Source organism: Bacillus sp. BSL6 (assembly GCF_052928345.1).
In genome coordinates this window covers 696,138-715,164 of the sequence record NZ_JAVGCW010000002.1, presented here as the reverse complement: position 1 = coordinate 715,164, position 19,027 = coordinate 696,138, and the positions used below count along the sequence as shown (strand labels likewise).

The following is a 19,027-nucleotide window of genomic DNA, read 5'->3' as shown; positions in this document are numbered from 1 at the left end:
AAAAATAATGAAATCAGAAAACCGAAATAAACTTACAATTACATTGTTTGTAGTATATATGCTGCTGTTGACAGGCGTCATTCTCTTCAAGTTACCATTTTATTCTTCTGAAATATCAGACGGGATACGAGTAATCAATCTGATTCCATTTCAGGGGTCTTTCGATGACAGCGGAACTATTGATTTTAGAGAAATAAGAGATAATATACTTATTTTTATCCCTTTAGGTATATATATTTGTATGCTAAAAAGTAAATGGCCTTTTATGAAGAAAGTTCTTCCCATTTTTACTTTGACATTGGCGTTTGAAGCTATACAATTCATTTTCGCAATAGGAAGAAGCGATATTACTGATGTACTTGGCAATACGCTTGGAGGGGTAATAGGCATTGGTATTTATGCTTTATTGTTCAAGATTTTCAAAAACAGGACTGTTAAGGTTGTAAATATACTCGCCTTTGTAGTAACTGTTTGCGTAGTATTATATTTCACTTATCTGTTTTATCTCAGCCATTTTGTTATGAGGCGTCTGCACCACTGATGTTAGCAACCAAGCTTTATCACTTTGACCGACAGGGTTATTCCTGCCGGTCTTTTTTTGTTTTCTCCGCTACAGACAAACTACAGGGAAAATACAAATTGTTTTGCCATAGGAGCATGACAAACGTAAATGTCTATTTTACGCCATACATAGGATGACTACCGCAATGAAAATGAAAAAACTAATCGCACTCGCTTTATCATTTTTTCTCGTACTATTATTTCAACCAACCTACTGATTGATTGAAATAGGAATATTTGATTAACTTTATTGTCATTGGATCCCCTGCCACATTCCAACCATCTATACTCCCAAAAATGAAAATTCGAGCTGTATTCCGCAAATAAGTTTTTAAAATTATCATTTTGGGGTATTTATTTTTCCTAGTTTGATGGGGAGGGGTAGCACCAACAAAATGTTCTTATTTCTTCAAAGCTTTTATTGCTTCACTTAAATAAATAGTATGTCACATACTAATTTCATTAATTAAGAGGTTTCATGCACTACTTCTTATAAGTTGATCTTGTAGCGCTTTTTCTCGTAATTCACTATGTTTTCCAAAGAAAATAATGAAAGGAAAGGCGATGAATACATTTGCAAAATGACAATATTGTAAGAATACACGAATGTTTGTAAGAGAGTTCGATGTTTTCCTTTTTCTTTTTCTATAACCCTATCCATCTCTTTATACATTCCTATCATGGCGGTACTCCATTTATAGGTTATGAGAAAGGGTATTTTTTGCACTATTATCTATTCTTGGATATTATTAATAATATCTATATGAACTTATGTTTTTATTAAAAAGGTTTGGCGGTGTGTAAAATGATGAAAGGGATTAAAAATATCGAAACGAAAGAACCGATAAACATGTTTCTATTTATTCCCTGTAGTACTCTTTTGTTTGATAATATTTATCAACATTTTATTCTTGGAAAGGATTTTACACTAGAGAAGCTTTTATTTGAACTCGTATTTTTATTTATTTTCATTTCATTTTTTTTATGTAATAAGTGTTTACAAAAAATGAATAAACAAATGTTTACAAAATATATTTTTCTTGGTGTTAGTATTATTTATCTTTTGGCATATGATCTTATGTTTATACGTGATCCAGGTTCGTCTTTACATATCCCATATTTAGAGTGCTTCCTAGTAATTTCTGCACCTTTATTTTTAAGTATTCATTATCTTCTAACGGTATCTATTTGTATGGTATGTAGATTTTTAATTGCTATTTATTATTTTGAAATTAATTATCCAATATCATTAATATTATTGTTTCTAATCATTTTTGTTACGTCATTTTTTGTATTTCTTTCATTAAAATTTTTAGTACAAAAAATAAAAGCATCCTATGAAAAACAAATGAAAGAAACAGCTTTATCGATAATGAGGATAATGGAACTAAAGGATCAATATACGAAAGGGCATAGTGAACGTGTAGCCAATTATGCTACGATTCTTGCTAAAGAAACAAATGAATATGATGATAATTCTTTAAAACAATTTCATTTTATTTGTTTATTACATGATATAGGAAAAATAGGTATTCCCGATGAGGTTTTAAAGAAAGCATCTTCTCTTACAGAAGAAGAATATAATCTTATTAAGACACATCCACAATTAGGATTAGAAGTTTTTAAAAATATATCTTTAATAAAAGGTAGTGAAGATATAATTCTTTCTCATCATGAAAGATGGGATGGAAAGGGCTATCCTCAAAAACTAAAAGGAAATCAAATACCATTATGCGCAAGAATTGTTGCAATAGCAGATGCATTCGATGCAATGACTTCTTCAAGAGCATATCGTTCGGCTCTATCTCCTGAAGAAGCTTATAGACGTATTATAGAAGGATCTGGTACACAATTTGATCCTTCTATAGTAGAGGTTTTCAAAAAGGTATTTCCTTTGTGGGAAAGAATGGTCCCGAATTCTTTTCGTTAAAAACGCATGTCTGAAATCGATTCTTATTTGAGGTATGATGAATGCGAAAAATGAAACCCCCGAATCTAATCGTAATAAAAATTTGGAACTAGATCATGAATAAGGCACATAAAGAAAAGGTACCCATATGGGTACCTTTTCTAATAGTTTTTTAGCAGAAACAACTACATCCGATAATGATTAATAGAATAAATAATACAACTAATAAAGCAAATCCTCCAGCGAAACCGCAGCCTTCGCCGCAACTACCACCATATCCCATAACAATAGTGCCTCCTTTAGATAAAAGGGTAAAACTAGGGTTCATTCCATGGATTTTAATGGGTTCACTTTACCTTATGTTTTAAAGAATGAATGGAGCAGGTCCTTTTGAAAATAAAGAAAAGACGCCATTAGGCGCCTTCCTTTTAGGTAGATAAGACTTTAGTTTTCCAATCTAAAGAAATTTTGTATCAGTTCCTTGTGAGTATATCATAATATCTGATTGATTTATTATGCATTGTTACATACTTCTCTAAATCCCTCTATTTTTTATTTGATAAAATAAAATCCTAATATTACCAAAAGTTAAATAAATATTTCTATATATTCAATATATTTACATTAATTACAAAAGTGATACATTTAAGTTATAAGCTATAAAAACTATTAAAGGGGGATTTATTATGTTCAAGAAATTAGTAGTAGGAGTATTGGCAACTGGTATTGCATTAACAGGAGGAATTGGGGCAGCTTCAGCTGATACGCAAAAAGCTGTGAGTTCTCCGAAGCAAGCAACATGCTCAATTCCTTATGAGTATTCTAATGGTAAATTCAAAAGAACTCTGTATTACTCAAATGGAGTATATGCTAATAGTTTTACTGAAAATGTTTGTGGCGGGACGATTACGTGGTATTTAAAACATGTTCAAAATGGAGTTGCTTTTTACGAAGGTAATTTAAAATAGTAGATTCTTTGAACCTCATTTATTGAGGTTCTTTTAGTTTTTAAACTGATTCTTCACAAAAAAAGACACCTAAAGGTGCCTTCCTGCGACTTTTGTAAGTATCTTTTACGAAATTATGATTGTTTTTTATTTTGTATTTCAATCAGTTCATCTGGTAGCGTTTTTGTATAATATTCTTTTTCTGTTAGTTCAAATATAAATAATGCTTTTTTCCAGTTATAAACAACCTCTTCTACATTATGTTGTTTAATCTTTAATAAATATTGACCTTTTAAATAGAATAGTTCACCTAATAGGTATAAAGTATTTAAATTAATTGCTAATTTTATACCCTTATCAAGGTATTTTATTGCCTCTTCATGTTGATATATGGAGTCTAAACATTTTGCTAAATTTAACATGATTTTTAATTTAATTTCTTTATCTCTAGGAAAATCTAACTTATTAAAATTAGTTAAACATCTTTTTAATATATTAATACCTTTTTCATAATTTTTATTTTCTGCATAAAATATAGCCATTGTTTGCATAATATCTATTTCTCTTTCTGATAAAAAATCAGAATTAGTTAAAGTCAGTTTTAATGCATTATTTAAAAGATCTAAAGCAGTTTTTATTGATCTATCCACCATAAATATAGCAATTGCTTCGTGCCATATTAGAAACTGTTTCTCTTCTTTTGTTTGAAAATTATTTAAGTTTTTCTCTTTTTTTACTATTTCATAAAGTTCTTTATATTGTTTTTGCTTTAAGCAGTCTTTTATTACGTATTTTACGTTTTCTACATATTTTAATCTTTTGTTTTGAGTTAGTGCAAATATATTATTTGGATCAATACCAAGTCTTTCTGATAATTGATATAACAATATACTAGATGGATAAATCATACCTTTTTCAATCTTGCTAATTTGACTTTGTGAACATATTCCATGACATAATTCGGATTGTGATATATTTTTTTTCATTCTAAGTTCTTTAATGATAATACCCAAATCGTTAAATTTCATTTTTCCACCTACTATCTAGCACTTTATTTATAAAGAGATATTCCTTTACCTTAATGTAATGTAAAAATAATATAGTTGCAATTATTGTTTGGTGTAAAGGGCTTACCGTTTTTATAAGGTGGTGAGGATTTTAGTATGTACAAAGAAGATACCCAAAGGTGCCTCCTGCAACTTGAACCATCTTAATTTTAATAATATGTATTGGAAGCTCATACGAATATTATTTTACCATGTTAAATACCTAAATTCATTGAGAGAAAGATATAACTCATTATTCATTCTGTCAAAAAGGATTTATCTAACGTAACGTATGAACGTTCCATAAAATGTATCAAAAAAAATGAATAAATCGTAATTGGCATGAAAAAAGGGTTTTTACTATTACGTAAGAACCCTTAAACAAAGAAAAAAGTCGTATGTGCCTCTATAGTATTGTAATGAAATTAAATAAAAACGCTATTTTAATACAAAGCGAAATTGAAAGTTAACAAGCAATACTTAAAAGAGTAAGAGCTGCAAATCCGTAAACTAATAAGCTACTAGTAGCAAGAAATTTTATAAGTTCATTTGTAGAAATAATAGTTAAACATAATGCTATAGATGCACCTATAAAGAATTGGTACTTTGTATGTATATTTGTAAGATTAATTATTACAAGTACAGTTAAGAAAAGTGAAATGAAGTTAAAATATCTTTTCATTGTCATATTTCCTTTCAATGTTTGATCTGTATTTATTATACCAGTGTGTACCAGTAATAACATACTTTGTAATGAAGTTTAATAGAAATCTTATTTTGCCATAAATAAAAAGTCGGTTGTTTCCACAATCACTTTTCAGTGAAACAATGCAATTTTTTAGAAATAAAATATGGATGATTCCTGAAAATGTTATAGGATATAATTCAATTTTTATCCCGCGTTAACGGAAAGTAAAACTCCCACCTCAAAATTCAGTTGGAGCAAAGAAGTTAAGTGGGGGATGAACAAAACCCCCACTAATTAAAGTTTCACTTTATAAGAAAGGAATGACTATATTATATGAAAACTTGTCTAACAAGGTTACATATAAAAGAGCAGCTAGCAATAGCTAACTGCTCAATACAAGGAGATACAGAGAAAACTAAATGAATGTTGGCATACAGCCTATCAACATTATGGACATAATATTGAGTTTTATTCGAAGGAATTCATGTTTTATAAATTACATTACGATAGTCGATATTCTCCATATTGACCAGAAAAGAACCAAGAATTCTAGTGAAATTCCAAGTGTTCTTTTTCTAGTTTTTTGAAATTCTTTTATTAAATAGCCAACAGCACTAATTGCTATAAGAATGAAAAGAATAAGTTCTAGTGTAACTGGCATTTGATTCGCCCCTAATATGTTAATTTGTAATATAAACATTATAGGATATTTTTGTGGTTAGTAGTGAAAAATTTAGCAAAACTATCTTCTCTATATGAAAAAAGATCCTGCTGTCTCCAACAGAACCTCTTCTAAAATGGCAAAGAGTAACTCTTACCTTACTCTTTGTTAATAATATTACAGGAATGTTAATGAAAATCCAAGACTCCTTATATTGAGAAATAAAGAAGAATTATTCTAAAGAATTCCAATATAAAATTAGAGATTACCATGAAGGGAGTTATAACGAGTTACTACCTATTATATATTCATAAATAAAAAAACATAATATTAATACGGAAAAATATATTAATATGAATTTTTGCATATTTTAAAATTCAATATATCCCTCAAAACCTTTTAATTGTATAATGTATTTTGTCATATTTTTAGATTTTTCGACAAAAAACAACATGAATAGAGAACAAATTGGGAGAAGGAATTATGTACACAAAACTATTAAAATCAATTACATCATTATCACTTATTGGTGGTGCTTTACTGTTTACAAATGGTAGTGATGTGAGAGCAGCTGAGGCAAGTATTTTTTCTGATGTGCCTACGTCGCATTGGTCGTATCCGGCAATTAAAGATTTATCGAGTAAAAATATTATTTCTGGTTATGGAAATGGGAAGTTTGGTTTCGGTGATGTTGCGACGAGAGAGCAAGTTGCAGCTTTAATTTATCGTGCGTTGTTACCGAATAAGCAAGGTGGTACGTTTAGTAATGATGGTGCTCGTTACGTATTACAAGATGGATCTACTTTAAACAATCCGTATCGAGATATTCGCTCAGGATCCACATTGTTTCCAGAAGAGGTTTTAACGTTAACGAAATTAGGGATTTTTAACGGGGATGGAAACGGAGGTTTTAGACCGAAAGATTCTGTTAGCCGTGCAGAAATGGCGCAAATTATTAAAAATGCTTTTCAAGTTTCGGCTAAGCAAAAGCATACATTTAATGATGTTCCAAATGGTTTTTGGGCAGAAGGGGCGATTAGTGCGGTGCAGTCAAACGGGATTGCATCTGGTACAGGCGACGGGAAATTTGAACCTGCTAAAACGGTAACGCGTGAACAATATGCACAGTTTTTATATAATGCTTTGCAGTATAAAAAGCCTGCGGTTGCGGTGCAAAATACAGGAGATGCAGCACTATTAGCAGCATTCAAAGATGAAGTACAGAAGCGTATTAATGCGTACGAAACGAATATTACACTTCCATATAAAACGACAAATAGTAATACAAAAGAAGTGATGAATACACTTTTTAACGCCTATAAAGAAGTGGCAAGTAAAAATGAGTATACAAATAATAATAGATCGAATGTTTCATATGGACTTTCTGGATCACCTGGAAATTATACGTTTACGCTAAAAATTACATATCGTGAAACGAAAGAACAAACAGAATATGTAATGAAGCAAGCGAAGGCAATTGTTTCTTCTATTACACAAGTTGGGATGGATGATCACGAAAAAGTGAAAGCGATTCATGATTATGTCGTAAAACATGTTTCTTATGATACGTCTTATAAAGCTTACACAGCATATGAAGCACTCGTAAATCGTTCTGCGGTTTGCCAAGGTTACGCACTATTAACTTATCAATTATTAAAAGAAGCTGGAATTGAGAATCATTTTGTAGTAGGAACTGGAGACGGTCAGCCTCATGCTTGGAACTTAGTGAAAATCGAAAACAAATGGTATCATCTTGATACAACATTTGATGATCCGGTTCCAGATGAACAAGGCCGCGTAACATATTCCTATTTCAACTTATCAGATGAGCAAATCACAAGAAATCATGAGTGGAACCGAGGGGAATATCCGCAAGCTACAACAAATTATTATAGTACATTAACAAATAAAATTGCGGTAGGTGGTACGAAAACTCCTGCATATCAGCAAATATTAAAAGATACAAAGCTAAACTATTTAGGAAATGAATACATCGCAAATAACTATAATGAATTCAAAAATAAAATGCAGCAACGTTATAACGAAAAGTTACCAAAGATTGAAATTCTTTATAAACAATCAATGGATGGCGCATTGCAAGATGTGAAAAAAGCAATTGGGGAAATCGGTTATCCGCAAGGGGCGAACCGTGTTTCTTATAAAGCGGAGCCGTATAATGCGAAAGAAGGATATTCTTTAGTGACGATTACGTTTATGTAAAAAAGCAACCTAGATTCCATGTTGGATCTAGGTTGTTTTTTTTTTTTTTTTTTTACTTAATTTGACATATACAGTTTAACTGTATAAAATCAAACTATACAGTTGAACTATATAGTTTAGCTATATATTTATCGTTACATTGGAGGTCTTTATGAATAGAGATAAAAATTTACCATTAACGGAAACGACGTATTACGTTCTTTTAGCTTTATTAGAGCCAGCACATGGTTATTTAATTATGCAAAAGGTGGAGGAGCTGAGTAATCATCAAGTGAAAATCGCAGCGGGTACATTGTATGGGGCGGTTGAAAATTTATTAAAACAAGGGTTAATAGAATCGGTAAAAAGTGAAGATAAACGAAGAAAAGTGTATGTCATTACGGAACGTGGGAAAGAAGTATTGCACTTAGACTTTATGAGAATGCAGCGCATTATTACGGTTACAAAGGGGTTATTACACGTATAGTTAGGGGGAAACGATGATGTGGAGATTGAAATTCTTTCTAGACTTTGAGAAAGAGGAAAAATGGTTAGAAGAGATGGCTTGGAAAGGCTATCAACTAGAAAGTAATACATTTGGTTATACATTTAGATATACAGAGCCGGAAGATGCAACGATTAGAATAGACCATAGAGTATTTAGTAGAAAAAGTGAATTTATGAATTACTGCACATTATTTGAAGATAGCGGCTGGGAGCGTATAGCTGGTAATCGGTGGTCAGGTACGTACTATTTTAAAAAGGTAAATGAAGAAAGTGAAGATGACATTTTTTCAGATCAAATGTCACGAGCAGGGAAGTACAAACGCCTATCTAAAACATTTTTAGAACTAGCAATCTGTTATTTACCGATATTATTTTTATTTATGTATAGTGATACGATGAATTTAGGAGCGTTTGTAAATCCGAAAGAACTATACTTGACGCCAGGATTATGGGATAAGCAAGGCTTATCATTTCTATGGTCATTCTTATTTGAAACACCATTTGCATTAATGAGAGGATTGTTTTTGACATTTATCCCCGTTGCAGCATGTATGTTTTTCGTTTGTTCTTATAAAGCACATAGGTTGTATGAAGAGAGAAGATGATAGAAAGTATAAATTTTATTGATATGTTACACCGGCTTAGCATGTAGTTTTACCTTTAATTAATAGCTTGTTCTTTTATTAATCGCTGCATGGACTAGAAAAAGATCTAATATAAAAGACCAGCACATAAACTATTGTATTTCTCAATAAACAAAACAATTTAATGTGGTAAAATAATAGTTGGTGGGAGTCCAATACATATTATTAAAATTAAGATGGTTCAAGTCAGAAGAAGGCACCTTAAGGTGTCTTTTTCTTTTTTTTCAAAATGACGGTTTTGGCTTAAAGAAGATAAATTTTCAATGGATGATTACCATGAATATATAGATAAAGTTCATCCATATATTTGTAGAAAGGGGGAATTCACATGAAGAGAGATGATAATAAGATTGGTCATTTTACATCTGAAAAAGGAAAAAAAGACTTTCAAAGTGCCTACGATGAATCAATGGCACTTCTTCCACCACCTAACGATACGAAAGATATAGAAACTACATATGGTACAATTCGTACGTATTACTTTACTAAAGAGGAAAATAAAAATAAGGAACCAATACTCTTACTCCCTGGACGAGGTGCATCTACCCCAATGTGGGTACCCAATTTAGAAGGGTTAAGGGAGAAAAGGCCTGTTTACACAATAGATTTACTCGGTGAACCTGGAATGAGCGTGCAAACGAAGGTGATTGAAAACCAAAAACAACAAGCAGAATGGTTGAATGGAGTAATTGAAGGATTAGGTTTAGAAAAAGTACATATCGTGGGTGTCTCCATTGGAGGTTGGACAGCAATGAACTTGGCCAGATATAATCCTGAGCATATTGCTACGGCTAGTTTAATGGATCCAGTTTTTGTCTTTGCGCAAATATCCATAAAGATGATTCTAGCATCTATTCCAGCTTCCGTTCCTATTGTACCTAAGTTTATAAGAGAAAAGATGTTAAGTTATGTTTCTGGGGGAGCAGAAATAAATAACGATGAGCCAATCGCTAAGTTAATTGAGTCGGGTATGCGTAATTATAAATTGAAAACGCCAGCACCTGATCTATTTAGTAAAGAAGACTTAAAAAATATTAATATTCCAGTGCTTGCATTAATGGCTGAAAAAAGTACAATGCACAATTCGGCAAAAGCAGTTGAAACTGGGGAAAAATATGTGAAAGACATCGATATAGTGAATTGGAAAAATGCATCTCACGCAATTAATGGTGAGTTCTCTAACGAGGTTAATGCTAGAATTCTTGATTTTGTAGAAAAACATGCTAATGATAACTAAGTTGAACGTGGAGAATATGTTGTAATAACAACTTTCTCTTAGGGGAATTTATCTATTTTTTGTTTTGGGATATTTTACTTCTTCTATTTTTATGGATATGTATAATTACATAAATTTTCCGAGAAAAAGAGAGTATAATTTCTTATTGTGTAATAAAGATAAAGCTCGCCTACGGGAATAGGCGAGCTTTTTTAACATATAAAGAAAAGACAACCTTTCAAGTACCTTTCTTTGAGTTAAAACATTTTACTAGGTTAAGTTTTGTGATGATTATTTCTCTTCATTTAAATGAACTAGAGTAGTACATCACTTTATTTTTAAGCATCCTTCTCAACAAATATGAATATTTTCATTATCCTTTTCACTACAAAGGGTAGTAATTTAGAAGCTAAAAATGCAAGCACGAAAGCAATTGCCCATGTTTTTATCCATGATTTGAGAAATAAAGCTGTATACCCAACATTCATTGAAACCATGACGAAAGAGATAATACTAGATATACCTAAAATCATAAAGAGATTAAAAATTATCGGTTCAAATTTTTTATTGATTTTCAAAATTAACACCTATTTTCTATATATACTTTGCTGTCCGATTTTACCAACATCTAATCTTACAGTTTGAAATCTATGTTGTCCAGCTTGTTGTACTTTTCTGCAATAGCAATTATTGAGATGTTAACTAGTTTGTCTGGGATGGGAACTCATGATATTGCTATCAAGCTAAGGTTGTATAAATGAACACTTTATCTTTTTTATAGCATCGAAGTTCATTTTGGGGGCGAATGTAATATTACATCATTAAAGTATTAGTTACACTTGAATCTTTGCATATCGCATGTCTTTTCCAATAGTTTTTTAGCAGAAGCAAGCAGCTCCAACGATGATTAATAAAATAAACAATACAACTAATAAAGCAAATCCTCCCGCGAAGCCATAACTATCACCAAAGCCGAGAACAGTTCCTCCTTTAAATAGGAGGGGGAAAACAAAGGATCAATTATGTGTTTTAACGGATTCCATTTACTTTATGTATTTATGAATGGAGCAGGTTCTTTTCAAAATAGATTTATTCTTTGAAGGAGTTCAAGGACAAAATAGGAGAATCTATATTATTCATTAATAGGTAATAAGTGGAAATGAAATATCTAAAAATATAGATAGAAATCCGCTTTTATACCTTTCATTAAAATAATACTAGCATTATATATTGTAAGGAATACTTATCCTTAATTGTAAATGAAAGGGGGGATTGGTATGAGTTATGGCTATGATCATCCTCCTGAAAAACATCATAAACACCACAATGAAACTTTGTCAACGGGTGTATTACGTAGACATTCCGCTACGTTGTTTCTTACTGTGGAAGCTATGAATGTTGATCCAGATGATACTCATACAGTAACTGTTGAAATGTTTGATTGGTCATCGGGTTCTCCGGTATTGTTACCATTAGTAGACCCTTCAACACAAACATTGGCACCTAATCGACGTGTTACTTTTCGTTCAGCAGCTCTTCCTTCAGGTGTTTTTGCTTATGAAGTAAGAATCATTCGTTCGAAAGATAGAGATGTTGTTACGAATGTTTTTGGTCTTAGTGCAATAGTATTTAACCCACAAGAAGGAAATAATGTTTTACAACATGATTTAGCAAAATTAGATCTTAAATAGCTTTTATAAAAGTTTATTTATTGGACAAGATTAAAAAAGAGTAGGATTACATCCTACTCTTTTTTAACATCAATTATATTAAAATTTTAAAAGAAATCCTTCATCATTTTCACATCTTTAATATTCACTGTTACACCTTCAACCTTATCCTTCTTCTCATCTTTAGCAATCGTAATTTTCTCATTATTATCAACCCAAACAAGAAATTCTTCTTTTGTGTCATCTTTATATGTAACGGTAATAGTAGAATGTGCCGATTCTCGCTTTTTTTGATCTAAAGTGATTGTTTTAGGCGTGCCTTTTTGAACTGCGGAAACGATAGATTGTATCATTTCTTCGTTGTCTGTTTGAGATTTTGAAACGTTGTTATTTATTGTGCTAAGTATTTCAATGTCTGTAATATTTGCGGATTTTAATTGAAAGGTAGTTTGTGTATGTTCTTGCTTAGCTTGTGGAGATTTGTCTGTAGCTGAGGTACTGGCACAGCCTATTAAAGTGAAAGATAGAGCGGTTAGAGTACATATAGATATGATTTTTTTCATAGTATCCCTCCTTACGTTTAATTATAACAATTTTCTGTTAATTTAGGTAGTTATTGTAAGTAGATTTATTCTACTAGTTTTCGGATAGAGTAAATTCAAGAGGAGGTTAACCGTAAATAATAACCATCAGGGTCTACAATACGAAAATCCCTCATTCCCCAAGATTGCATTTTAAGGTTAGATTCCACTGGATAATTTTTTTCTAATACATGTTGGTATATTTGTTCAATATTATCAAAAACTATGATAATCTCAACACCTTTACCTTTTGGATTCAGTCCACCTGTTTTTAAATAATGATTTTGATTGAGAATATAATCAGGGGTCAATAATAAAGAAAAATCCCCTAGTTTAATCTTTGCACCAGTCGCATTCTTTTTTGAGAATACAAGGGTAAGGATTTCCTCATAAAAACGAATAGACCTTTGCAAATCTTCAACAAATAGCTCTAGACGAAAGTGCATATGTACTCTCCTTTTCATTTTTTTTCAAATTTTATGTTTAACATTTCGAAAATAGGTGTACTACATATAATATAACAAATAATTCATTTTAAAGGAGGAAGTTAAAGATGGAAACGAAGTATAGGAAACCTTTTGTATATGAATTTATTACGGAAAAAGAGGTCATGAATGCGGCGAATGATCTAGTGAAGAAAGGAATAGACCAAAAAGATATTTACGTATTAACACACGAGAAAGAAAGGACAGATAGAATCGCAGACAATGCAGACGTGAATACAATTGGTATACAAGAGGAGGGACTTGGGACAAGTATTATTAACGTCTTTCAAAAAACGGGAGATCAGTTAAGAAATAAGATGCAGGAGTTAGGGCTTAATGAGGAAGAAGCGAACTTCTACGAAGAAAAGCTGGATGAAGGGAAAATCTTGTTATTCGTTAAAGATATAGAGAGAGTCGGTGAATGGTTACAAGAAAGAAGATGCATGTATTCTATTTAAATTTGTATTCTGTAAATCTATAAATCTATTACGAAAAGGAGATGGGAAATATGAGTGAGAGCGGACTAAAAGAACAAATTACTGGTAAAGTGGAAAAGACAAAGGGACAAGTAAAAGAAGGAATTGGTGAAGTTACAGAAGATAGAAAGTTGAAAAATGAAGGGAAGTGGGACAAGACGAAGGGGACGATAAAAGAAAAAGTCGGAAAAGTTAAACAAAAGATAAGTGATGGGTTGGATAATAAAGAATAATACATGTTTATCAAGCTTTGGTTCCATACCAAAGCTTGATAAATACAATATAAAACGAATATAGGAGGGTTAATTGTGGGACTTATTATTACGTGTATTGTAGGTGGACTTATTGGTGCGTTAGCTGGAATGATTACGGGAAAAGACTTTCCTTTAGGTATAGTTGGTAATGTAATTGCCGGATTAATCGGATCTTGGGTAGGTAGTGCGTTATTTGGTCATTGGGGTCCTGAATGGGGAGGCATCTTTATTCTTCCAGCGTTATTAGGTGCAATTGTCTTTATTTTAATCGTTACATTCTTCTCTAGAATGTTACGGAAAGCGTAAGTATGATAATGAATGGTAATCTTAAGTTTGTCATATGTGACTATAAAGTTAATAAGCTCATAAAAATACATAAAAAAAGCATCCAATTCAAATAATTTGGATGCTTTTTTTATGTATTTTGCATAGGAATGAGCGGGGGATGAAGGTCCCCCGCTCATTGGAATTACAATTTCTATTATGTATTAAACCATCGTTACTTTTTTACAATTATTTATTCTTACGACCTGCCGTGGTTCTATATGAGATAAGTCCTCGTTATTACCTATATCAACTACAATCGTATTCGTTAGTATGTTAATAATGGAACCAACTAATTTTGTAGCATGATCGTGTCGATAAGAAAATTGAACGAAATCTCCCTTTTTAAAGTTGTGCTCTTCCATAGATAGATCCCCCTAAAAATAATGTTTATACATTATACATACACAAATTTATAAGGTTTAAACATTTGGTATTATTTTTTTAGTGTTAAGCTGAGAAAGATATAGAAAATTTATTTATAATAAAAATAAAAAAATATGTTTAAAACTAATTTTTATGGGTAATTAACATAGTAGTAGTTTGAGATAAGGGGGCGGAAATGATGAATTTGGGAATAAATATTTTGCAAAATGATGTAGGTTATACGGTACAGCTTAATGGTGAAATTGATGCGTATACGGCATCAGATTTAAAAAATAAGATGATGCCTATTGCAGGCGAAAAAGAGGTTCATATTGTCGTAGATTTTAATAAGGTAGATTATATGGATAGTACCGGTTTAGGTGTTTTTATAGCACTATTAAAAGCAGTTAAGAAAAATAATGGAAAACTAGAGTTTATTGGTGTATCTAAAAGGTTAAAAAGATTATTTGATATTACAGGGTTAACAGAAATATTAAATTTGAATTCCGATTTTGAAAAAGTAGAAAGAAGGTGACTAGGGATGATGGAGAGATTTGAAAAGATAGAAATGAAAATTCCTGCAAAGGCAGAATATGTGGCTATTATTCGTTTAACAATGGCTGGTGTTGCAAATCGAATGGGCTTTGCTTATGACGATATAGAAGATATGAAAATTGCTATTAGTGAAGCATGTACAAATATTGTACAACATGCATATAAAGAAGACGTTGGAGAAATTGCAATTGTCTTTGGGCTATATGAAGATCGATTAGAAATTATGGTTGCGGATAATGGGGTTAGCTTTGATTTTAACAACTTAAGAAGTAAAGTTGGCCCGTATGATATTAGTAAACCAGTAGAACATTTGCCGGAAAATGGTTTAGGTTTATATTTAATTAATACGTTAATGGATGATATACAAATCATGCATGATGAGGGCATGACAGTTTTAATGACAAAATATATACAAAGAGAGCAGGTGGAGAATGATGGAAATCCAATCTCAACCTACGAATCTTACTAAAGAAGACGTTATTAAACTAATTGCAGAATTTCAACAAAACCAATGTGATGAAGCGCAGGAAAGGTTAGTTGAGCATTATAAAAATCTTGTCTATTCCATTGCATATCGCTATTCAAAAGGCGGACCGATGCATGAGGATATTATACAAGTAGGCATGTTAGGGCTCTTAGGCGCAATAAGAAGGTATGATTATTCGATAGGGAATGCTTTTGAGCCTTTTGCAATACCTACGATAGTAGGGGAAATAAAGAAGTATTTACGCGATAAAACTTGGGGCATTCACGTTCCAAGGCGAATTAAAGATTTAGGCGGAAAAATTAAACTTGCGATAGAGGAACTAACAGATCATTTGCAGCGTTCACCGAAAATTATAGAGATTGCGGATCATTTAGGACTATCCGAAGAGGAAGTACTAGAAATTATGGATGCGAAAAATAATTATCGAGTATCTTCCTTAGATGATGTAGTTGAAAATGCATCTGATGGAAGTTCGGTAGCGAGAATTGAATCTGTAGGTGAAGTAGAGCAAGGATATGAAGAGACAGAAAGGCGTCTCGTTTTAAAGGATATTTTTAACGTATTAAATGAAACGGAAAAGAGTGTTATTCATTATATATTTGAAGAAAATTTAAATCAAAAAGATACAGGGGAACGGTTAGGTATTTCACAAATGCACGTTTCTCGTATTAAAAGACAAGCGATAAGTAAGTTGAAACAAGCCGCATTTTTAGATACATAAAAAATTTTAAATAATGATGTTTAAAACATGAGAAAAGGGGTACTTATTAAGTATAGGAGGAGATATGAAATGTCACACGATGTGAAAGAACTAATCGAAGGATTGAATGAAGATTTAGCGGGAGAATACTCAGCAATTATTATGTATAACCATAATGCAGCTACAGTTTCTGGTATATATAGACAAGTGTTAAAACCTTTCTTTGAATCTGAAATTAGTGATGAACAAGGACATGCCCTATATTTAGCGGAGAAAATTAAGACGCTAGGTGGTACACCTACTACGATCCCTTTACGAGTGAAACAAGCAGAAGATGTTAGAGAAATGTTAGAATATGCTAGAGAATCAGAATATGAAACAATTAAGCGTTATGAAAAGCGAAAAGAACAAGCCGCGAATTTAAATATGACAGAGTTAGTTGTAAAGTTAGAAAATATGATTGCAGATGAAACCAATCATATGGAAGAATTGGATCGTCTTTTAAGTGATAAAGCAATGGTGCTAAATTAAAAGTGGAAATTTATAGAGTGAAAGAACAAACTCTCATTTCTGGGGGTTTGTTCTTTTGCTGTATAAAAAATAGGTATGAGTAGGAAATTTTCATTTTGTAACTGAGTATGTAATACTAGAAAAATAGAAAATGATAATCGATTTACATTTTATATAAGAAAAGGGGAAATCACTTGTGTCCATTTTAATTGTAGATGATAATCCGGTTAACATCTTTGTAATTAAGAAGATTTTAAAACAAGCCGGATATCAGGATCTTGTATCGCTGAATTCTGCACAAGAGCTTTTCGAATACATCCATTTTGGAAAAGATTCTTCCAGGCATAACGAAATAGATTTAATACTATTAGATATTATGATGCCTGAAATTGATGGACTTGAAGTTTGTAGGCGATTACAAAAAGAGGAGAAGTTTAAAGATATTCCTATTATTTTTGTAACAGCTTTAGAAGATGCGAATAAATTAGCTGAAGCACTTGATATAGGTGCAATGGATTATATTACAAAACCAATAAATAAGGTTGAATTGTTAGCGCGTATGCGTGTAGCATTACGCTTGAAATCGGAATTAAATTGGCATAAAGAACAGGAAGAGAATCTTCGGAATGAACTAGATTTAGCTACGCAAGTACAAAGAAACTTATTAAGTAGCCCATTAAGAGAAGAGCATATAAAAATTGAAGCAAGTTACTTACCTTCATTTAAACTAGCTGGAGATATGTATTACTGGTATAAAATCGATGAAAACCGCTACGGTATTATATTATTAGATGTGATGGGACATGGTGTATCTGCTTCCTTAGTTTGCATGTTCATTTCGTCTGTATTACGTGAAACGATTAAAAGTTTAATCGACCCAGAACTCGTTATGAAAGACTTAAATAAATATATGACTCTTTTACATAATGAGAATGACAATATTCCATATTATTTTACAGCGATATACTTAGTAGTTAATACAGAAGATAGAACGATTGAATATGTAAATGCAGGACATCCTTCTGGATATGTTTTAGTTGATGAAACAAATGTAGTTGAACTAAATCGCGGGAGTTGTGCGGTAGGGTTTTTTGATGAAATAAAAGTTGAAAAGACAGTTATACCTTTTGAGAAAAATGCTCAAATCGTATTGTTTACAGATGGCGTTCTTGAAGCAATTGCAAGTGATGAATTTGAAGCTGAAGAGAAATTACGTACTTTTACAGAAAGAAAATGGGGAGAGCTAGAAGAAGAGATAGAAGGGTTTTATAAGGAAGAACAGAAACAAGCGCAATCAGATGATATGTGCCTCATTATGATACAAACGAATGCGAAATAAAAAGCGTATGAAATCCAAACAGAGGATTTCATACGCTTTTATTGTATTTTTTGATAGATTTGTTCGTTCGGATTAAATTGGGTATAATGCGGCATGATATCCGAGAAACGAAGAGTTTCTTTATTTCCTAAACATAGGAATCCGTTGTGACCTAAACTTTCATAAAAGAGTTGCTGTACTTGGTTTTGAAGTTTACTTGTAAAGTAAATTAAAACGTTACGGCAAAGTATAATATGAAATTCGTTAAAAGATTGATCAGTTACTAAATTATGTTGTGCAAAAATAATGTTTTGTAACAGTGAAGGATTAAAATAAGCAAAACGACTATCCGTTGAATAATAGTTAGAAAATGCTTGTGTACCGCCAGCTTGTAAATAATTTTTCGTATAAGTTTGCATTTTATTTAATGGAAGAATTCCTTGTTTTGCCTTTTCTAACACATCTGTATTCATATCCGTTGCGTAAATAACAGCTTTTTCACTTAACCCTTCTTCGTGAAGTAAGATGGACATGGATAAAACTTCTTCACCAGTTGCGCATCCAGCATGCCAAATTCTAATTTCAGGATGCTTTCTTAATTCAGGAATAACATGCTCTCTTAGCGCCTTAAAAAAGATAGGGTTACGGAACATCTCAGTTACATTGATTGAGAAATCATTTAATAACTGTTCTAAAACCCCTTCCTCATGAATTACTTTTTCAATTAATTTTGAAATAGTAGGGATATTAGAAATCTGCATTCGATTACAAATCCGCCTATAAATAGATGTGCGAGCGTATTGGCGAAAATCAAATCCCGATAGTTTAAATACCGCTTCTAATAGTAATTCAATTTCTAAGTTCGTACGCTTATCCGTATCTACTGATGGATCAAAATTATAATACTTATTTTCCACTGAAAC

General features: G+C 31.7%; 25 protein-coding genes and 2 pseudogenes. 16 read left to right on the top strand and 11 right to left on the bottom strand.

The annotated features are described in order from the left end of the window. Positions 1 to 7: 7 nt before the first annotated feature. Positions 8 to 541: a VanZ family protein gene (locus tag RCJ96_RS09960; protein ID WP_242303971.1), complete on the top strand. Its 534-nt coding sequence runs from the start codon at positions 8 to 10 to the stop codon at positions 539 to 541. A gap of 469 nt (positions 542 to 1,010) precedes the next feature. Here the strand turns inward: RCJ96_RS09960 and RCJ96_RS09955 are convergent. Continuing rightward, positions 1,011 to 1,109 (bottom strand): annotated as a pseudogene (locus tag RCJ96_RS09955) (transposase); the annotation flags it as partial. 257 nt (positions 1,110 to 1,366) lie between these two features. Between RCJ96_RS09955 and RCJ96_RS09950 the strand changes: the two are divergent. Beyond that, the gene (locus RCJ96_RS09950; RefSeq protein ID WP_416504734.1) at positions 1,367 to 2,491 is read left to right on the top strand and encodes an HD-GYP domain-containing protein; all 1,125 of its coding nucleotides are present in this window, start codon (positions 1,367 to 1,369) and stop codon (positions 2,489 to 2,491) included. Between the two features lie 151 nt (positions 2,492 to 2,642). Here RCJ96_RS09950 and RCJ96_RS09945 read toward each other — a convergent pair whose 3' ends face one another. Further along, on the bottom strand, positions 2,643 to 2,753 hold the full coding sequence (locus RCJ96_RS09945; RefSeq protein ID WP_000540371.1) for a YjcZ family sporulation protein: 111 nt from the start codon (positions 2,751 to 2,753) through the stop codon (positions 2,643 to 2,645). A gap of 403 nt (positions 2,754 to 3,156) precedes the next feature. Here RCJ96_RS09945 and RCJ96_RS09940 point away from each other — a divergent pair, with 403 nt between their 5' ends. Continuing rightward, positions 3,157 to 3,438, top strand: coding sequence for an LCI fold-containing protein (locus RCJ96_RS09940; RefSeq protein ID WP_000473859.1), 282 nt, complete (start codon positions 3,157 to 3,159; stop codon positions 3,436 to 3,438). A gap of 113 nt (positions 3,439 to 3,551) precedes the next feature. Here the strand turns inward: RCJ96_RS09940 and RCJ96_RS09935 are convergent, their stop codons facing one another. From RCJ96_RS09935 to RCJ96_RS09925, 3 genes are all read right to left on the bottom strand, one after another. Next, complete coding sequence (locus RCJ96_RS09935; RefSeq protein WP_242303969.1) at positions 3,552 to 4,445, bottom strand: helix-turn-helix domain-containing protein; 894 nt, start codon at positions 4,443 to 4,445, stop codon at positions 3,552 to 3,554. Positions 4,446 to 4,929: 484 nt separating this feature from the next. After that, complete coding sequence (locus tag RCJ96_RS09930) at positions 4,930 to 5,145, bottom strand: hypothetical protein (RefSeq protein ID WP_257145174.1); 216 nt, start codon at positions 5,143 to 5,145, stop codon at positions 4,930 to 4,932. A 502-nt stretch (positions 5,146 to 5,647) separates the two neighbouring features. Then, complete coding sequence (locus RCJ96_RS09925; protein WP_074609763.1) at positions 5,648 to 5,812, bottom strand: hypothetical protein; 165 nt, start codon at positions 5,810 to 5,812, stop codon at positions 5,648 to 5,650. Between the two features lie 483 nt (positions 5,813 to 6,295). Between RCJ96_RS09925 and RCJ96_RS09920 the strand changes: the two genes are divergently transcribed. From RCJ96_RS09920 to RCJ96_RS09905, 4 genes are all read left to right on the top strand, one after another. Continuing rightward, complete coding sequence (locus tag RCJ96_RS09920) at positions 6,296 to 8,032, top strand: S-layer homology domain-containing protein (protein WP_416504735.1); 1,737 nt, start codon at positions 6,296 to 6,298, stop codon at positions 8,030 to 8,032. A gap of 151 nt (positions 8,033 to 8,183) precedes the next feature. Then, complete coding sequence (locus RCJ96_RS09915; protein WP_074609760.1) at positions 8,184 to 8,498, top strand: PadR family transcriptional regulator; 315 nt, start codon at positions 8,184 to 8,186, stop codon at positions 8,496 to 8,498. Between the two features lie 13 nt (positions 8,499 to 8,511). Next, entirely contained in the window at positions 8,512 to 9,123 is a 612-nt protein-coding gene (locus RCJ96_RS09910; RefSeq protein WP_074609758.1) for a DUF2812 domain-containing protein, read from the top strand. 367 nt (positions 9,124 to 9,490) lie between these two features. Beyond that, the gene (locus RCJ96_RS09905; protein WP_074609756.1) at positions 9,491 to 10,399 is read left to right on the top strand and encodes an alpha/beta fold hydrolase; all 909 of its coding nucleotides are present in this window, start codon (positions 9,491 to 9,493) and stop codon (positions 10,397 to 10,399) included. Between the two features lie 317 nt (positions 10,400 to 10,716). Here the strand turns inward: RCJ96_RS09905 and RCJ96_RS09900 are convergent, their stop codons facing one another. Together RCJ96_RS09900 and RCJ96_RS09895 are read right to left on the bottom strand one after the other, a co-directional pair. Continuing rightward, on the bottom strand, positions 10,717 to 10,956 hold the full coding sequence (locus RCJ96_RS09900) for a DUF2798 domain-containing protein (RefSeq protein ID WP_000700215.1): 240 nt from the start codon (positions 10,954 to 10,956) through the stop codon (positions 10,717 to 10,719). A 300-nt stretch (positions 10,957 to 11,256) separates the two neighbouring features. Next, a pseudogene (locus RCJ96_RS09895) lies at positions 11,257 to 11,340 on the bottom strand (YjcZ family sporulation protein); the annotation flags it as partial. A gap of 315 nt (positions 11,341 to 11,655) precedes the next feature. Between RCJ96_RS09895 and RCJ96_RS09890 the strand changes: the two are divergent. Then, complete coding sequence (locus RCJ96_RS09890) at positions 11,656 to 12,069, top strand: hypothetical protein (RefSeq protein WP_000120198.1); 414 nt, start codon at positions 11,656 to 11,658, stop codon at positions 12,067 to 12,069. 86 nt (positions 12,070 to 12,155) lie between these two features. Here RCJ96_RS09890 and RCJ96_RS09885 read toward each other — a convergent pair whose 3' ends face one another. Together RCJ96_RS09885 and RCJ96_RS09880 are read right to left on the bottom strand one after the other, a co-directional pair. Then, positions 12,156 to 12,611 (bottom strand): hypothetical protein, encoded by a 456-nt coding sequence (locus RCJ96_RS09885; RefSeq protein ID WP_074609754.1) that lies wholly within the window; start codon positions 12,609 to 12,611, stop codon positions 12,156 to 12,158. A 95-nt stretch (positions 12,612 to 12,706) separates the two neighbouring features. After that, a complete protein-coding gene (locus RCJ96_RS09880) occupies positions 12,707 to 13,075 on the bottom strand; it encodes a VOC family protein (protein WP_416504736.1) in 369 nt (122 codons plus the stop codon). A gap of 107 nt (positions 13,076 to 13,182) precedes the next feature. Between RCJ96_RS09880 and RCJ96_RS09875 the strand changes: the two genes are divergently transcribed. The 3 genes from RCJ96_RS09875 to RCJ96_RS09865 all read left to right on the top strand — a co-directional run bounded on the left by RCJ96_RS09875 (position 13,183) and on the right by RCJ96_RS09865 (position 14,150). Next, positions 13,183 to 13,572, top strand: coding sequence for a general stress protein (locus tag RCJ96_RS09875; RefSeq protein ID WP_416504737.1), 390 nt, complete (start codon positions 13,183 to 13,185; stop codon positions 13,570 to 13,572). 50 nt (positions 13,573 to 13,622) lie between these two features. Continuing rightward, a complete protein-coding gene (locus tag RCJ96_RS09870; RefSeq protein ID WP_000004269.1) occupies positions 13,623 to 13,823 on the top strand; it encodes a CsbD family protein in 201 nt (66 codons plus the stop codon). 75 nt (positions 13,824 to 13,898) lie between these two features. Continuing rightward, positions 13,899 to 14,150 carry a GlsB/YeaQ/YmgE family stress response membrane protein gene (locus tag RCJ96_RS09865; protein ID WP_000522902.1) on the top strand — a complete coding sequence of 84 codons (252 nt, stop codon included), beginning with the start codon at positions 13,899 to 13,901 and terminating at the stop codon, positions 14,148 to 14,150. 182 nt (positions 14,151 to 14,332) lie between these two features. Here the strand turns inward: RCJ96_RS09865 and RCJ96_RS09860 are convergent, their stop codons facing one another. Then, entirely contained in the window at positions 14,333 to 14,533 is a 201-nt protein-coding gene (locus tag RCJ96_RS09860) for a hypothetical protein (protein WP_000390995.1), read from the bottom strand. 197 nt (positions 14,534 to 14,730) lie between these two features. Here RCJ96_RS09860 and rsbV point away from each other — a divergent pair, with 197 nt between their 5' ends. The 5 genes from rsbV to RCJ96_RS09835 all read left to right on the top strand — a co-directional run bounded on the left by rsbV (position 14,731) and on the right by RCJ96_RS09835 (position 18,125). Further along, complete coding sequence (gene rsbV, locus RCJ96_RS09855; protein WP_416504738.1) at positions 14,731 to 15,069, top strand: anti sigma b factor antagonist RsbV; 339 nt, start codon at positions 14,731 to 14,733, stop codon at positions 15,067 to 15,069. Positions 15,070 to 15,075: 6 nt separating this feature from the next. Beyond that, positions 15,076 to 15,558: an anti-sigma B factor RsbW gene (gene rsbW / locus RCJ96_RS09850; RefSeq protein ID WP_002091785.1), complete on the top strand. Its 483-nt coding sequence runs from the start codon at positions 15,076 to 15,078 to the stop codon at positions 15,556 to 15,558. Continuing rightward, entirely contained in the window at positions 15,521 to 16,297 is a 777-nt protein-coding gene (sigB, locus tag RCJ96_RS09845; protein WP_074609749.1) for an RNA polymerase sigma factor SigB, read from the top strand. Before rsbW ends, sigB begins: the two co-directional genes overlap by 38 nt. Before the next feature lie 69 nt (positions 16,298 to 16,366). Beyond that, positions 16,367 to 16,807, top strand: a complete 441-nt coding sequence (locus tag RCJ96_RS09840) for a ferritin-like domain-containing protein (RefSeq protein ID WP_416504739.1) — start codon at positions 16,367 to 16,369, stop codon at positions 16,805 to 16,807. 175 nt (positions 16,808 to 16,982) lie between these two features. Next, the gene (locus RCJ96_RS09835) at positions 16,983 to 18,125 is read left to right on the top strand and encodes a fused response regulator/phosphatase (RefSeq protein WP_242303966.1); all 1,143 of its coding nucleotides are present in this window, start codon (positions 16,983 to 16,985) and stop codon (positions 18,123 to 18,125) included. Positions 18,126 to 18,163: 38 nt separating this feature from the next. Here the strand turns inward: RCJ96_RS09835 and RCJ96_RS09830 are convergent, their stop codons facing one another. After that, complete coding sequence (locus RCJ96_RS09830) at positions 18,164 to 19,021, bottom strand: CheR family methyltransferase (RefSeq protein WP_074609744.1); 858 nt, start codon at positions 19,019 to 19,021, stop codon at positions 18,164 to 18,166. Positions 19,022 to 19,027 lie beyond the last annotated feature (6 nt).

What these genes read in the sequence shown, in the direction of transcription:
- RCJ96_RS09960 (WP_242303971.1), top strand. Translation starts at nt 8, where the DNA reads ATGAAATCAGAAAACCGAAATAAACTTACAATTACATTGTTTGTAGTA.
- RCJ96_RS09950 (WP_416504734.1), top strand. Translation starts at nt 1,367, where the DNA reads ATGATGAAAGGGATTAAAAATATCGAAACGAAAGAACCGATAAACATG.
- RCJ96_RS09945 (WP_000540371.1), bottom strand. Translation starts at nt 2,753, where the DNA reads ATGGGATATGGTGGTAGTTGCGGCGAAGGCTGCGGTTTCGCTGGAGGA.
- RCJ96_RS09940 (WP_000473859.1), top strand. Translation starts at nt 3,157, where the DNA reads ATGTTCAAGAAATTAGTAGTAGGAGTATTGGCAACTGGTATTGCATTA.
- RCJ96_RS09935 (WP_242303969.1), bottom strand. Translation starts at nt 4,445, where the DNA reads ATGAAATTTAACGATTTGGGTATTATCATTAAAGAACTTAGAATGAAA.
- RCJ96_RS09930 (WP_257145174.1), bottom strand. Translation starts at nt 5,145, where the DNA reads ATGAAAAGATATTTTAACTTCATTTCACTTTTCTTAACTGTACTTGTA.
- RCJ96_RS09925 (WP_074609763.1), bottom strand. Translation starts at nt 5,812, where the DNA reads ATGCCAGTTACACTAGAACTTATTCTTTTCATTCTTATAGCAATTAGT.
- RCJ96_RS09920 (WP_416504735.1), top strand. Translation starts at nt 6,296, where the DNA reads ATGTACACAAAACTATTAAAATCAATTACATCATTATCACTTATTGGT.
- RCJ96_RS09915 (WP_074609760.1), top strand. Translation starts at nt 8,184, where the DNA reads ATGAATAGAGATAAAAATTTACCATTAACGGAAACGACGTATTACGTT.
- RCJ96_RS09910 (WP_074609758.1), top strand. Translation starts at nt 8,512, where the DNA reads ATGATGTGGAGATTGAAATTCTTTCTAGACTTTGAGAAAGAGGAAAAA.
- RCJ96_RS09905 (WP_074609756.1), top strand. Translation starts at nt 9,491, where the DNA reads ATGAAGAGAGATGATAATAAGATTGGTCATTTTACATCTGAAAAAGGA.
- RCJ96_RS09890 (WP_000120198.1), top strand. Translation starts at nt 11,656, where the DNA reads ATGAGTTATGGCTATGATCATCCTCCTGAAAAACATCATAAACACCAC.
- RCJ96_RS09885 (WP_074609754.1), bottom strand. Translation starts at nt 12,611, where the DNA reads ATGAAAAAAATCATATCTATATGTACTCTAACCGCTCTATCTTTCACT.
- RCJ96_RS09880 (WP_416504736.1), bottom strand. Translation starts at nt 13,075, where the DNA reads ATGCACTTTCGTCTAGAGCTATTTGTTGAAGATTTGCAAAGGTCTATT.
- RCJ96_RS09875 (WP_416504737.1), top strand. Translation starts at nt 13,183, where the DNA reads ATGGAAACGAAGTATAGGAAACCTTTTGTATATGAATTTATTACGGAA.
- RCJ96_RS09870 (WP_000004269.1), top strand. Translation starts at nt 13,623, where the DNA reads ATGAGTGAGAGCGGACTAAAAGAACAAATTACTGGTAAAGTGGAAAAG.
- RCJ96_RS09860 (WP_000390995.1), bottom strand. Translation starts at nt 14,533, where the DNA reads ATGGAAGAGCACAACTTTAAAAAGGGAGATTTCGTTCAATTTTCTTAT.
- rsbV (WP_416504738.1), top strand. Translation starts at nt 14,731, where the DNA reads ATGATGAATTTGGGAATAAATATTTTGCAAAATGATGTAGGTTATACG.
- rsbW (WP_002091785.1), top strand. Translation starts at nt 15,076, where the DNA reads ATGATGGAGAGATTTGAAAAGATAGAAATGAAAATTCCTGCAAAGGCA.
- sigB (WP_074609749.1), top strand. Translation starts at nt 15,521, where the DNA reads ATGATGGAAATCCAATCTCAACCTACGAATCTTACTAAAGAAGACGTT.
- RCJ96_RS09840 (WP_416504739.1), top strand. Translation starts at nt 16,367, where the DNA reads ATGTCACACGATGTGAAAGAACTAATCGAAGGATTGAATGAAGATTTA.